This is a genomic window from Dactylosporangium cerinum, from assembly GCF_042653625.1.
GTDB lineage: Bacteria > Actinomycetota > Actinomycetes > Mycobacteriales > Micromonosporaceae > Dactylosporangium > Dactylosporangium cerinum.
This window is the reverse complement of record NZ_JBHSIU010000130.1, coordinates 498849-512146: the sequence shown is the minus strand read 5'-3', so window position 1 is coordinate 512146 and position 13298 is coordinate 498849. Positions and strand designations below refer to the sequence as shown.

The following is a 13298-nucleotide window of genomic DNA, read 5'->3' as shown; positions in this document are numbered from 1 at the left end:
CGTCAACCGCCAGGGCTACAAGTAGGCGAACAGCATCGGGTTGCCCGATGCGGTGGCGTGGACGGGCGCGGCGAGGCGCAGCTTCTGTTTGAGGCCGACGAGCCGGTCGTGGGTGTCGGGGTCCGCGGCCGGTGACGCGGTCAGGTGGCCGATGCCGTGGCGGCGCAGCCAGCCGAGCACGACCGCGCCCTCGCTGACCGGCCATGGGCGGCGGCCGTGGAAGACGTCGTGGACGGCGACGGCAGCACCCGGGCGCAGCCGTTCGAAGAGCTCGGTGGTGTACCAGCGGGCGAACCGCGCCGTGTGTGCCGCGTCGACGAGCACGAACCCGGGGTCGTCGGGGAGCGGGCCGCGCCGCGCGTCACCGCGGGTGAACCGCCACCGGCCGGCGGACAGGGCGGCCGGGACGGTCTGCTCGGCGTCGCCGGTCAGGTCGAAGGTGTGCAGCACCCCGGCGGTGTCGTTGTCCCGCAGGGCGCGCAGCAGCCAGGTCGTCGACCAGCCGCGGGCGGAGCCGATCTCCAGGACCGTGCCGGGGCGCAGTGCCCGGATCGTCAGGTAGCTGATCTCGGCTTCGACGTCGTCGAGCCGGGGCCGCATCGGGCGCTGGGCGAGCAGTTCGCGTTGCTCGTCGCGGGCGGTCCGCAGGTCGTCGGCGTAGGTGCGGTACCAGCTAATGAGCGTGTCGAGCGGCAGCATCGAGGTCTCCGATCGCGATGGCGGCGAGGGCGTCGAGAGAGGCGGTGCCGGGCACGAAGTAGCCGTCGTGGCCGGTGACCCCGTCGACGGGCAGTGGCAGCGCCCCGAACGCGGGGTCCGTGGGGTGGGTGCCGTGGCCGGCGCCGAGGATGCGCGCCCCGGGCAGGCGGCGGGTCCAGTCGCCGGCCGCGGACCCGGCCCAGATCCGGGCGCTGGTGTGCAGGTCGGCGGCCCGGTCGACGCCCATGCCGGGGCTGCCGAGCGCGACCACGTCGGTGACCCGGCCGGCGAGTCCGGTGTCGAGGCGGGCGGCGGCGCGGCCGATGACGGTCGAGCCGTAGCTGTGCCCGACGAGCACGACCCGGGGGGCGGTGACGGCACGCAGGAACCGCAGCAGCGCGGCGGCGCCGGACGCGGCGGCGTCCTCCCGGACGGCGGCGAGTTTGATCCCGCGCGGCGGGTGGTAGCCGAGCCACGCGACGACGGCCACCGACCCCGAGGTGGGCGTCGCGAGCGCGGCGACCCGGGCGGCGAGCTGCCGGGCCTGCCAGGCGGGGGCGCGGCGCTGCACGCCGCCGAGGCCCCGGTCGAAGTTGGCGGCGGTGGTGTCGACGCCCGGGACCAGGACGACGACCGTCGCGGCCGTGGCCGGGTCGCCGACGACCTCGACCGCCCGGCCGTCGGTGAACCGGGCGCTGTGGACGGCGACGTCCGGCACGGCGGCGACCTGGGCCGGGCCGAACACCGACCAGAGCACCGCGATCAGCGGGAGGACGAACAGCCTGCGAAGCATGGGGCCGAAGGTAGGTGCGCGGCCGGGCCGGGATCGTCACTCCGCGGGGCTATCTGTGCCGTACCCCTGCGGTACTACGCCCCGGCGCTGACGACCCCGGTCTCGTACGCGAAGACGACGGCCTGCGCCCGGTCCCGCAGGTCGAGTTTCGTCAGGACCCGGCTCACGTGGGTCTTGACCGTCTGCTCCGCCACGACGAGGTCCTCGGCGATCTCCGCGTTGGACCGGCCGCGGGCGATGAGCCGCAGCACCTCCGTCTCGCGTGGGGTGAGCGCGGCGAGGCGGGCCGGCTGGTGGTCGGCGGCCTTCGGCCGGGCCGCGAACTGTTCGATGAGCCGCCGCGTCACGGACGGGGCGAGCAGGCCGTCGCCGGCGGCGACGACCCGGACGGCGGTGATGAGTTCGGCGGCCGGGGCGTCCTTGAGCAGGAACCCGGAGGCGCCGGCGCGCAGCGCCTCGAACACGTAGTCGTCGAGGTCGAACGTGGTGAGGATGACGACCTTCGGCCGGTGCAGGCCCGGGGCGACGTCGAGGATCCGCCGGGTCGCCTGGATGCCGTCGAGGACCGGCATGCGCACGTCCATGAGGACGACGTCGGGGGCGTGCTCGCGGGCCATGGTGACGCCCTGGGCGCCGTCGGGGGCGTCGCCGACGACGAGGATGTCGGGCTGGGCGGCGAGGAGCGCCGCGAAGCCCTGCCGGACCATCGCCTGGTCGTCGACGATGAGGACCCGGATCACGCGGCGACCTCGAGGGGCAGGGTGGCGTGCACCGTGTATCCGCCGGTGTCGTCGGGGCCGGCGGTGAAGGTGCCGCCGATCGCGGTGGCCCGTTCCCGCATGCCGAGCAGGCCGTGCCGTTCACCCGTGGTGGCGGTGGCGTCGGCGGTCAGCGTGTTGTGCACGTACAGCTCCAATGTGGATGGTCCGAGGCTGAGGGTGATGCGCACGGGGGCGCCGGCGGCGTGGCGGCGGGCGTTGCTCAGCGCCTCCTGCACGATGCGGAACGCGGCCAGCCCGACGGCCGGCGGCACCCTCGTGCCGGGCAGCGGGTCGAAGGTGACGTCGACACCGGCCGCGCGGGCGTCGCGGACGAGCCCGGCGAGGTCGTCGAGGACCGGCTGCGGCTCGACGAGGGCGGTCTCGGTGCTGCGCAGCACCCCGAGGAGGCGGCGCATCTCGACCAGCGCCTCCCGGGACGTGCCGGCGATCGCGGCGAGTTCCTCGGCGACGGCGGGCGGCACGCCGTCGATGCGGTACACGGCGGTCTCGGCGCGCACGGCGATGAGCGACATGTGGTGGGCGACGACGTCGTGCATCTCGCGGGCGATCCGGTTGCGTTCCTCGGCGACGGCGCGGCGGGCCTGGGCGAGCTCGGTGCGCTCCTCCTCCTCGGCCAGCGCGGCCTGGACCTCGCGGCGGCGGCGGACCTGGTCGCCGATGATGAGGATGGCGGCGACGGCGAGCAGGAGCCCGGAGAGGTTGCCGGGGTTGACGAACATGACGAGCAGCAGCGTCGCGGACAGCCCGGTCCAGACCAGGACGCCGCGGCGGTGCCGGACCGCGACGACGGCGAGCAGCAGCGGGAACATCAGCATCTGCGTCGGTGTCCACGGCCACGGCGTGTTCTGCTGGATCGGGACGGTCGACCCGGCGAACCCGGCGACGACCCACGCGATCCGCCAGGCGAGCAGCGGCCGGGTCGCGACGAGCCCGAGGGGTGCGGCGATGAGGACCGCGTCGATGACGAGGAACCCGGTGGAGACCTTCGGCCCGTTGTCGATGAGGTACGCGAGGGTGATGAGCCCGATCGCGATCGCGGCGATCACGCCGATCGTCGGCAGTGCCCGGCCGAGCCGGGTCCGGGGACGCACCTGCGGGTCGGGGCCGACGAGGAACGCCCGCAGGTCCCGCAGCCACATCCTCACCACCCCGAAACCGTAACAGCGGGCCTCACGGTGGCGGCTGGGTGACGCCGTGCAGCAGCGCGATCAGCTCGCGGCGGGACCGGATGCCGAGCTTGCGGTACACGTTGCCGAGGTGGTAGTCGACGGTGCGCACCGACAGCACGATCCGGTCGGCGATCTCGCGGCTGGTGCGGCCCTCCGCGGCGGCGTAGGCGATGCGCCACTCGTGCGGGGTGAGGTGCTCCACGGCCGAGCCGGCCGGCCCGGTGCGGGTGCTCGACGGGGCGAGCTCGGCCCGGGCCAGTTCCGCGAACGCGTCGGCGCCGGCGGCGGTGAAGAGGTTGAGGGCCTCGGTCAGGTGTTCGCGGGCCGGGCCGCGCCGGCGGGTCCGGCGCAGCCACTGGCCGTAGGCGAGGTGGGTGCGGCCGAGCTCGACCGGCAGGGGCACGGCGGCGGTGAACGCGGCCACGGCCGTCTCGTACGCGGCGCCGTCGTCGGCGAGCAGCGCCCGCACCCGGGCCGTGGTGGCGCCCAGCCCGGCCAGGCCGGTCGCGGTGACGGCGGCGGCGAGCCGGTCCGCGACCGTGTGCGCGGCCCGGGTCTGCCCGGTCTTCACCAGGGCCTCCGCGAGGTCCGCGGCGACCGGGACGAACGCGGGTTCGACGACGCCGCCGGCGCGCAGCAGGTCGTCGGCGCGGCCGAGTTCGGCGACCGCGTCGTCGTGGCGGCCGGCGGTGAGGGCGGCGACGCCGAGCGCGGACCGGGCGTAGACCTCCACGCCGAGGTGCCCGGACGCGAGGCCGAGCGCGGCGGCGGCGTGGGCGGCGCAGCCGTCGTGCCGGCCGAGGACCGCCTCGACCTGGGCGAGGGCGGTGTACGCCTCGGCGGTGTTCACCGCCAGTCCCATCGTCTCGGCCAGTTCGACGCCTTCGAGGGCGTCGGCGTACGCGGCGGCGACCCGGCCGGTCCGCAGCCGCAGCCGGGCCCGCAGCGGCAGCGTGTACGCCAGCAGCGACACGTCGTCGAGGCGGCGGGCCCCGTCGACGTCGTGGTCGAAGAGCCGTCCCGCGGTGTCGTGCTCCTCGATCCAGTGCAGGACGTCGCCGAGTTCGGCGGCGGCCCCGTCGGCGTCGCGCCCGGTCGCCACGTCGCCGAGGCAGACGGCGACGCTGCGCCGGGCCAGCAGCGCACCCTCGGGCCGGGCCGCGAGGACCGCGGCGTGCGCCAGCCGGATAGCGATCTTCGGCAGGTCCGGATGGGGTACGACGTCGCCGGCGAGCTCGGCCGCGCGGGTGCAGATGCGCAGCATCCCTTCGACGTCGAGCCGGCGCATCGGGCCGTTCACGGCGAGGCTCAGGCTGCGGGCGGCCTGGAGCGGCTCCTCCTCGCCGCAGCGGTCGACCTCGGCGACGATCGCGGCGAGCGCGTCGTCGGGGTCGTCGCGCAGCATGGCGAGGTAGCCGCGCTGCGCGAGGGCCCGCAGCCGGCCGCGGGCGCCGGTGACCAGGCGCAACGCGTCGTCGAGCAGCGCGTCCGCGTGCTCGACCGCGCCGGCGCTGGTCCAGGTGTGCGCGGCCCGGGCCAGCCGCTCGCCGCGCGGCTCGGGCGCGACGGTGAACGCGGCGGCCCGTTCGAGGGCGGTGGCCTCGGCGACGAGCCCGCCGCGGCGGCGGGCCCGGCCGGCGGTCTGGTCGAGGGCGTCGGCGACGGCGTCGTCGGGGCCGACCAGCGACAGCGACAGGTGCCAGGCGCGCCGGTCGGCGTCGTCGGCGGTCACGCACGCGCCGGCGAGCGCCGCGTGGGCGGCGCGCCGCTGGGCGGGCAGCGCCCGGTGGTAGACGGCGGAGCGGACCAGGGGATGCCGGAACCGGACCGTCTCGCCGTCCTCCAGCAGCAGCCCGGCGCGGATCGCCGGGTCCAGCGCCGACGGGGACAGCCACAGCGCGGTGAGGGCCCGGGCGAGCAGCGCCGGGGTGCCCGTCCCGGCCGCCGCGCACACCAGCAGCGCCGCCTGCTCGTCGCCGGTGAGGGCGGCGACCCGGTCGGTGAACGCGCGCTCGATGCGGTCCGTCGTCGGCAGCGGCTCGGCCAGGGGCTGTATCGAAGTGGGGGTCGGAGCGAGGCGAGGCTCAGGGGTCGGCTGGGGCCGCGCCGGGATACCGGGGTTGTGTCCAGGTGTGACCGGCGTGGTTTCAGCGCCCGGGCCGGGCCGGTCCGGCGCAGCGCGCCGGGCCGGCCTGGGCGAGGCGTTGAGTCCGCCGCTGCCGGCCATCCACTTCGATACAGCCCCTGTCTGACTGCGTCCGGCCCGCTGCTCGCCGGTCAACGCGCCGGCGAGTTCCCGCAGCGCGAGTGGGTTGCCCTCGGTCGCGGCGAGGAGCCGTTCGGCGACGGCGGCGGAGCCGATCCCGCACCGGCGCAGCAGCGCCGCGCCGGCGGCGCCGTCGAGGCCGCCGACGTCCACGGTGGACGTGCCGGGCGCGGCGAACCCGGTGCCGGGTCGGGTCGCGAACACGACGAGGACCGGCTCCGCGAGGAGCCTGCGGGTGGCGAACAGCAGCGCCTCGGCGGACGCCCGGTCCAGCCAGTGCGCGTCGTCGACGAGGCACAGCAGCGGGCGGTCGTCGGCGGCCGCGGCGAGCAGCGACAGCGTGGCCGCGCCGACCGCGAACCGTTCCACGGGCGCCGCGGCGAGGTCGTCGGTGAGGCCGAACGCGCCGCGCAGCGCGGCCGCCTGCGCGGCGGGCAGCTGCTCCAGCAGCGGCAGCAGCGGCCGGGTGAGCGCGGCGAGGGCGGCGAACGGCAGGTCGGCCTCGAACTCGACGCCGGCGGCGCGGACCACCCGGAACCCGTGCGCGGCGGTGGCCAGGTCGTCCAGGAGGGTGGTCTTGCCGATGCCGGGCGCGCCGCTGACGACAACGGCGCGGCTGTGTCCCTCGCGGGCGTCCGCGGCGAGGTGCAGCAGGCGGGCGCGTTCCGCGTCGCGGCCGACGATCTCCTCCGCCCCGGCGGCGACGTCCAGGCCGGCCGCCTCCACCCCGGCGGTGTCCAGTTCGTGGCGGGCCGCCTCGGCGTCGCCGGGCTGGTCCCGGCGCTGCAGCGCCTCGGCGAGCCGGCGCCGCGAGTGCAGGGCGGCGGGCCGGTGCCCGAGCGTCTGGTTGTCGCGGACCGCGGCGCGGAAATGCGCGACGGCGGCGTCGAGGTCGCCGGTGGTGAGCGCGGCGACGCCGAGGGCGTGTTCGGCGGCGCCGAAGCAGGCGATGCCGAGGCTCGCCGTCATCGGCAGCCGGGCGTGCGGGGCGAGCAGCGCGGCCGCCTCCGCGGCGAGGCCGGCGTCGCCGAGCAGGTGCGCGGCCTCCACCACGCCGTACAGGGTGACCAGCCAGCTGCTGCCGGTGGGCAGGTGGGCGAGGCCGGCGCCGCGGATGCGGGCCAGGACGGCGGCGGCGCGGGCCCGGTCACCGGCGGCGGCCGCGGCGACGGCGAGACCGGCCAGGGGCGAGCGGTCCACGACGCTGAGCGTCGCGGCGTGCGCGAGGTCGTCGAACATCGGCAGCAGCTCGGTGATCCGGCCCTGGAACCAGCGGATCGCCATGAGCTGCCCGCCGTGCCAGCCGTCGGTGTCCTCGTCGCCGGCCTGCCGGCCGCGGTCGGCGCACCCGGCGGCGAGCCACTCGGCGTGGTCGAGCCGGCCGGCGCGGATGCTGAGCATCACCCGCATCGCGGCGGCGACGTAACCGACGGCGAGATGGTCACGCTCGGCGAGGGCGTCGGTGAGCGCCGCGAGGCGCCGCTCGGCGAGCAGGTCACCGGCGAGGAACAGGTCCGCGGTGTGCCACAGCATGCCCATGAGCAGGTCACCGCGGCGGCCGGTGCCGGCGGCGACGCCGAGCAGCTCCCGGGCCAGCCGGTGCCGCAGGCCGGCCTGGGCGGGGCCGAGGAGGCAGTGGTGGGCGAGGCTGAGCGCCTCGGCGAGCGCGACCGGGTCGCCGCCGGCCCGGGCCTCCTCCACGACGGCGAGGACGGCGTCGGGGCTGCCGTCCCGGTATCCGGCCTCCGCCGCGAGCCGGGCCCGCAGCCGGGTCCGCAGCGGTCCGGGCGGGTCCGCGGCGAGGGCCTGGGTGAGCCGGAGCTCCAGCAGGGCGGCCGCGGCCGCGTCGCGGTGCTCGTGCACCCACAGCCCGGCCAGGCCGAGCGCGGCCTGCGGGTCGCCCGGCGACTCCTGCCAGGCCTGCTCGAACAGGACCCGGGCGGCGCGCAGGTCACCGTCGTCGTGCAGGGTTGCGACGGCCCTCGCCAGCACCGAGTCCACGGCGGATGCTAACTCGGCCAGGCGGCTTTCCGACACCTGGTTACCGGCACCCGCCGGTAGTTCTACGGATCCAGGTGCCGGGCCGCGGCGGCGATGCTCGACGGCATGAACGACGTGTGTGCTCCAGTGTCTGCTCAGCCCACGGGGAAACGGTTACGGGTGCGGCCCCTCGCCCGCGGCGAGGACGACATCCTGCAGGACGTGTTCGACGGCATGTCGGTGTGGTCCCGCTACCAGCGCTATCACACCGCGATGCCCCGGCTGACCCCGGCGAACCGGGCCGCACTGTCCGCTGTGGACGGCCGGCGCCGGGTCGCGCTCGTCGCCGAGCGGATCGGCCCGGCCGGCTGGGTCGCCGAGGGGCTCGGTCACCTCGTCGCGACCGGGGCCGGGCGGGCCGAGGTCGCGGTCGAGGTGATCGACGCGGCGCAGGGCCGCGGCGTCGGCAAGACCCTGTTGCGGCACCTGATGACGGTCGCGGAGGCCCTCGGCTACGACGTGGTCGAGGCGGCCGTGCTCACCTCCAACACGACGATGCTGGGGCTGCTGCATCGGCTGTTCCCCGACGCGCGGACCACCGTGGAGGGCGAGACGGTCGCCGTCGAGGTCCGGATCGGATAACGGCTGGAATGCCCGGACCTCATCGGCCTACCATCCGGGGCATGGTCAAGGGACTGCGGCCCGTGCAGGACGTCGTGTCCCGGATCCGGTTCGACGCGAAGCTCGACGCCGCCCGGTTCGTCATCGGTTACGAGGAGCGGGGCGCCGGGATCCGCGAGTCGCCGCTGCCGCTGTTCGTCGCCGGCGGGGACGTGCCGTGGCACCGGGTCCGCTACGTGAAGGCCGGCGATCTCACCGTCTGGGACCGGCAGGCCCGGGTGGATCTGGTCTTCGGCACCGGCGACACCCCCGCCGTCGACCTGTCCACGGTGCCACCACCCGCACCGCAGCCCTCCACACCGCAGCCCTCCACACCGCGGCCCGCCGCGCAGCGGCCGGTCGCGTTCGACCCGGCGGCGTGCCGGCGCTTCGACCGGACCGCCGGTGCGTGGGTGCCCGCGGACCCGCCCACCGCCGTGCGGGCCGACGCGGTGCAGGTGGCTACGTTCAACGTGCTGTCCGACGCGTACGACCGCGACCAGACCTACCCGGACCTGCGGGTCCCCGCCTGCGTCGAGGTCCTCGCCGGGCTCGGCGCCGATGTCGTCGCGCTGCACGAGGCGACGCCCGCGTTGTGGGACGCGCTGCTTGACGCCGCGTGGGTCCGCGACGGGTATCACGTGTCCGGCGGACCGGACCCGGCGGCGGGCTACGGCACCGTCCTGCTCACCCGCTGGCCGATGACGCTGGAGGTGCACCGGCTCAGCACGTACAAGCGGACCGTCCTGGGGATCGTCGAGCTCAACGGGCGCCGGGTCGGGTTCGCCGCCGCGCACCTCACCAGCGACCACACCGCCGGCGCCGAACAACGCCGGGAGCACCAGCTGCGCATCATCGACGAGCGGCTCGGCCGCGGCGACCTCGACGCCGCCGTCGTCCTGGCCGACCTCAACTTCGGCGACGACACCCGCCCCGACGTCGACGGCTACACCGACCCGTGGCGGCTGCTGCACCCGCACGACGCCGGGTTCACGTTCGACCCGGCGGTCAACCCCCTCGCCGCCCTCGCCTCGGTGACCGGGCGGCCCCGCCGGCTGGACCGGATCCTGGTCCGGTCCGGCACCCCCGGCGGGCTCGTCCCGCTCGCCGTGGAACGCTTCGCGGTGGAACCGTTCGACGGGGACCGGTTCGTGTCCGACCACTTCGGCGTCACCGCGCTGCTGCAGGACGCGGCACCGGCCGCCGTCGTCACCGCGGCTTCCGTGCACACGTCGGCCCTGGTGCTGCGGCCACCACCGGCGGTGTGGGCGCCGCTGCAGGCGATCCGCGCGGCGCACGACCCGTCGTTCCGGCGCTGGATGCCGCACCTGAACCTGGTGTACGGCTTCGTCCCCGAAACCGACTTCCCGGCCGCCGCGGCGGCGGTGCGCGAGGCCCTTGAAGGGCTTGCCGGGCTCGGGCCGCTGCAGATCCGGCTCGAGACGTTCCGCACGTTCGAGCATCGCGGCAGCACCACCGTCTGGCTGGAACCCACCCCCGGCGAGCCGCTGCGCGCACTGCAGGCGGCCCTGGCGCAACGGTTCCCCGGTTGCGTGGAGCAGGACAGCCGCGGCGGGTTCACCCCGCACCTGACGGTCGCCAAGGTCCCCGGTCATGCCGCCGCCGCGCTGGTGCGGCAATGGCAGGCCGACTGGGTCCCCCTCGAGTTCGCCGTGTCCACTGTGGACCTCATCAGCCGCCGGGCCGGCGAGCCCTTCGCCGTCCGGGACAGCGTGCCCCTCGGTGACGTCCCGCCGCATCCGGTGGTGGCGGCGCTGCCCGCCTGGAGCCGGCTGCCCTCACCGGCGCACGACGCCGCGCTGCACGCCGTCGCGGACGCCTGCGCCGCCGTCGACCCGGCCTCCCGGCTGCACGTGGCCGGATCCGTGCGGCTCGGCGTCGCAGGTCCGGCCACGGACCTGGACCTGGTGTGGGCGACGACCTCGCCCGAAGCCCTCGAAGGCCTGGCCGGGGTCCTCGACGGGGCCCGGCTCGCCGGGACCGTCGTGCCGGTCGTGCGGGCCACCGTCGGCGGGATCGGCGTCGACGTGCAGCAGGTCCGCGCCGACCCCACGGACCCGGCCCTGGACCTCGGCGCCCTCGACGACGCCGACCTGCGGGCGGTGCTCGCCGTCCGCGACGCCGACGCGCTGCCCGCCGCCGACCCCGGATTCCGGGCGCTGCTCGGCGAGGTCCGCGCGTGGTCGCGGGCCCGGCAGCTCGACGGCGCCGCGTGGGGCCTCGTCGGCGGGTTCAGCTGGGCGGTGCTCGTCGCCGAGGCCCGCGCGCACCACGTCACCGACCTGGCCGGGTTCCTGCGGCACTGCGCCGGGCATCCCCGCCGTCCGCGCCACGGCGAACGGCACGCCTACTGGCCCGTCTACTCCCCCACCCCGCCGGGCGTCAACACGACCCGCTCGATGACCCGGTCGACCGTGGCGGTGCTGCAGGAGGCCCTCGCCGGCGCCGGCGGCTCCCAGTCGCACGAGCACCGTGTCCTGCTCACCGGCGACGTGGAGGGCCGGGTGCTGGGCCTGATCCTGGCCCTCGAAGACGCGGGGGCGCGGGTCCGGCCGTACCCACGGGCCGCCGCCCTCGGCCTCGACGGTGGTGACCCGTCCCTGCTGCGGGCCACGGTCGCGGACTCGGAGCTGACCGCGACCCTGGTCCGCCCCGCGTGACCGGGCCCGTCAGAGCAGGCGTCGCACGGCCGGGGCGAGGGCGCGGGCCATGGGCAGGTCGTCGGGCTGGTACATGGCCCAGTTCATCGCGCCGAGCAGCCGGTGTGGCGACGGGTCGGCGGCCGCCGCGGCGATGACGTCCCCGGCCGGGTACGCCGCGAGCAGCCGGCGCCCCTGCACCCCGGCGCCGCGCAGCGAGTCGCGCGGCACCCGGAGCGAGCCGAGCCAGTCGAGGAGCGCGGCGGGACCGGCGCCGGTCGGCGGCGGGCTGCCGGCCTCGCCGCGCAAGGGCAGCTCGGGGCGCATGACATCGGCCAGCATGAAGTACCACAGGCGGATCTGCCCGCGGACCCCCCACCGCATCAGGCGCAGCAGGACCGCGAACGGGTCGTCGAGGCGCCCGGGGTTGTGGAACCGGTCCGGCTCCCAGGAGACGCTGCCGTGACCGTGCAGGTGGCCCGCGCCGAGCAGGTGCCCGCCGGCGTCGCGCAACTCCAGGGTCAGGTCGGCCAAGCAGCGGCAGTCGTCACCGGTGAAGGTGCCCGTCATGGTGTCGAGGCGCATGGCGGCGAGCTCGGCGGGGTCGGTGACGACGGCGAGGACCGCCGGCTCGGCCGGCTCCTCCGGGAAGAGCAGGCCCAACGGGGTGTCCAGGTCGCGCAGGTCGTCCAGGGGGAACCCCGGCGTCACGACGGCCGGGCCCTCCACGACATGGACGGCGGCGGCCGCGTTCCAGGCGGTGTCGAGCCATCCGGTGACCGCCGCGATCCGCTCGGGCGGGATGACGGTGCCGAACAGGTACGTGCCGTCGGGCACGTCCGGGCCGGGGCGCCAGTACAGGCGCGTCCGGTCACCGACGGCGGTCGCCGCGACCGTCCACAGCTCGGGCCCGACGGCGCGCGACTGGGGCTCCAGCGCGAGCCGTTGCCGGGCCGCGGCGGCGTCCAGGGCGCCGGAGCGCACGACGGCACCGATCGCGGCGAGGGCCTCGGCGGGTGTGCCATCGAACCAGATCTGTTCCATGCCGCCATCCTCGCAGCGGACCATCGGCGGCGGCGCCCCTCGTGCGCGCCGGTGCGCATTCCGGCGTCGAGGGTCCCGGCGGGTGTTCCGTGCCAGGCCGGCCACACCGGACCGGCATGCCGCCCGGGACGGTCACAGCGCCGCGGTGACGGCGGCGATGACGGCGGCGGCGGGGCCCGTCGTCGCGTGGCGGTGGCCGGTGCCGGCCCACAGGTGGACGCGGTCGGCGTCCCCGGCCGCCGCGGCGGCCCGGCGCAGCGGCGCGGTCAGGTGATGGATCTGCGGGTAACCGAGCGGCGCGGTCGCGTCGTGCCGGTCGATGAAGCCGTTGCGCAGCGCCCGCGCCGGCCGTCCCGTGAACGCGCGCGTCACCATCGTGGCGTGCCCGGACCCGCCGCCGGCGCCCGCAACGGCGGCGGAGGAGGCGGCGGCGGCCAGGGCGGCGCGGTGCGGGGTCGAGGTGCCGGCCTCGTCGCTGCGCAGCAGGGCGGTGCCCACCATGGTGGCCGCGGCCCCGGCATGCAGCGCGGCGGCCACGTCCGCCGGGGTCGCCAGGCCACCGGCGGCGACGACCGGCAGGGAAACCACGGCACGGACCGCCCCGACCAGCTCCGGCAACGGCAGCGCGGCGAGGGGCCGGGACGGATCCAGGGTGGCCGAATGGCCGCCCGCCGAGGCCGCCTGCACGACGAGCGCGTCGACGCCCGCCCCGGCCGCGGCGAGCGCCTCCTCGGGGGTGGTGACGGTCTGCAGGACGAGCGTCCCCACCCGGCGCAGCGCGGCGACCGTGGCGGCGGGCGGGATCCCGAACGTGCAGCTGACCGCCGGGACCGGGTCGGACAGCAGCAGGTCGAGCTTCGCCGCCCAGTGGTCGTCGTCGGCGGTCGGCGGCAGCGCCGGCGTCAGGCCGTACACGGTGAACTCGGGTCTGAGCTCTTCCAGGTAGCGGTGCAGCGCCGCCGCGTCGACCGGGGTGGGTGACGGGGCGAAGACGTTGACCCCGAACCACGTGCCGCCGGCGCGGGCCTCGGCGATCCGCGCGGCGAGGGCGTCCGGCGTCAGGTAGCCGGCAGCGAGGAAGCCGCCGCCGCACGCGGCGAGAAGCGCGGGGGTGCCGGCGCCGCCGGCCATGGGTGCGGCGAGGACCGGGCCGGGAAAGGTCACGACCCAATGTAACAACTTTCGTGACTACCCTGAGTTATGCAAGTCGTTGCACAGCCGGATAGCGTTTTTGCAGAGACATTG

The 13298-nt window shown here is 76.5% G+C and carries 9 protein-coding genes; 2 read left to right on the top strand and 7 right to left on the bottom strand.

Annotation, left to right across the window (positions count from 1 at the left end; genetic code table 11):
- Positions 1–15 precede the first annotated feature (15 nt).
- The 5 genes from ACFPIJ_RS60200 to ACFPIJ_RS60180 all read right to left on the bottom strand — a co-directional run bounded on the left by ACFPIJ_RS60200 (position 16) and on the right by ACFPIJ_RS60180 (position 7710).
- A complete protein-coding gene (locus tag ACFPIJ_RS60200; protein ID WP_380128564.1) occupies positions 16–699 on the bottom strand; it encodes a class I SAM-dependent methyltransferase in 684 nt (227 codons plus the stop codon).
- Positions 674–1492: an alpha/beta hydrolase gene (locus ACFPIJ_RS60195; protein WP_380128562.1), complete on the bottom strand. Its 819-nt coding sequence runs from the start codon at positions 1490–1492 to the stop codon at positions 674–676. The genes ACFPIJ_RS60200 and ACFPIJ_RS60195 overlap by 26 nt, the downstream gene beginning before the upstream one ends.
- A 74-nt stretch (positions 1493–1566) precedes the next feature.
- On the bottom strand, positions 1567–2232 hold the full coding sequence (locus ACFPIJ_RS60190; RefSeq protein WP_203844694.1) for a response regulator: 666 nt from the start codon (positions 2230–2232) through the stop codon (positions 1567–1569).
- Entirely contained in the window at positions 2229–3413 is a 1185-nt protein-coding gene (locus tag ACFPIJ_RS60185; protein WP_380128984.1) for a sensor histidine kinase, read from the bottom strand. The genes ACFPIJ_RS60190 and ACFPIJ_RS60185 overlap by 4 nt, the downstream gene beginning before the upstream one ends.
- A 31-nt stretch (positions 3414–3444) precedes the next feature.
- Positions 3445–7710, bottom strand: a complete 4266-nt coding sequence (locus ACFPIJ_RS60180) for an ATP-binding protein (RefSeq protein ID WP_380128561.1) — start codon at positions 7708–7710, stop codon at positions 3445–3447.
- A 105-nt stretch (positions 7711–7815) separates the two neighbouring features.
- Here ACFPIJ_RS60180 and ACFPIJ_RS60175 point away from each other — a divergent pair, with 105 nt between their 5' ends.
- Complete coding sequence (locus tag ACFPIJ_RS60175) at positions 7816–8331, top strand: GNAT family N-acetyltransferase (protein WP_380128560.1); 516 nt, start codon at positions 7816–7818, stop codon at positions 8329–8331.
- A gap of 41 nt (positions 8332–8372) precedes the next feature.
- On the top strand, positions 8373–11030 hold the full coding sequence (locus ACFPIJ_RS60170) for an RNA repair domain-containing protein (RefSeq protein WP_380128559.1): 2658 nt from the start codon (positions 8373–8375) through the stop codon (positions 11028–11030).
- A gap of 9 nt (positions 11031–11039) precedes the next feature.
- Here the strand turns inward: ACFPIJ_RS60170 and ACFPIJ_RS60165 are convergent, their stop codons facing one another.
- Both ACFPIJ_RS60165 and ACFPIJ_RS60160 read right to left on the bottom strand, forming a co-directional pair.
- Positions 11040–12053 (bottom strand): hypothetical protein, encoded by a 1014-nt coding sequence (locus tag ACFPIJ_RS60165; RefSeq protein WP_380128558.1) that lies wholly within the window; start codon positions 12051–12053, stop codon positions 11040–11042.
- Between the two features lie 132 nt (positions 12054–12185).
- A complete protein-coding gene (locus ACFPIJ_RS60160; protein WP_380128557.1) occupies positions 12186–13217 on the bottom strand; it encodes a nitronate monooxygenase in 1032 nt (343 codons plus the stop codon).
- Between the last annotated feature and the right edge of the window lie 81 nt (positions 13218–13298).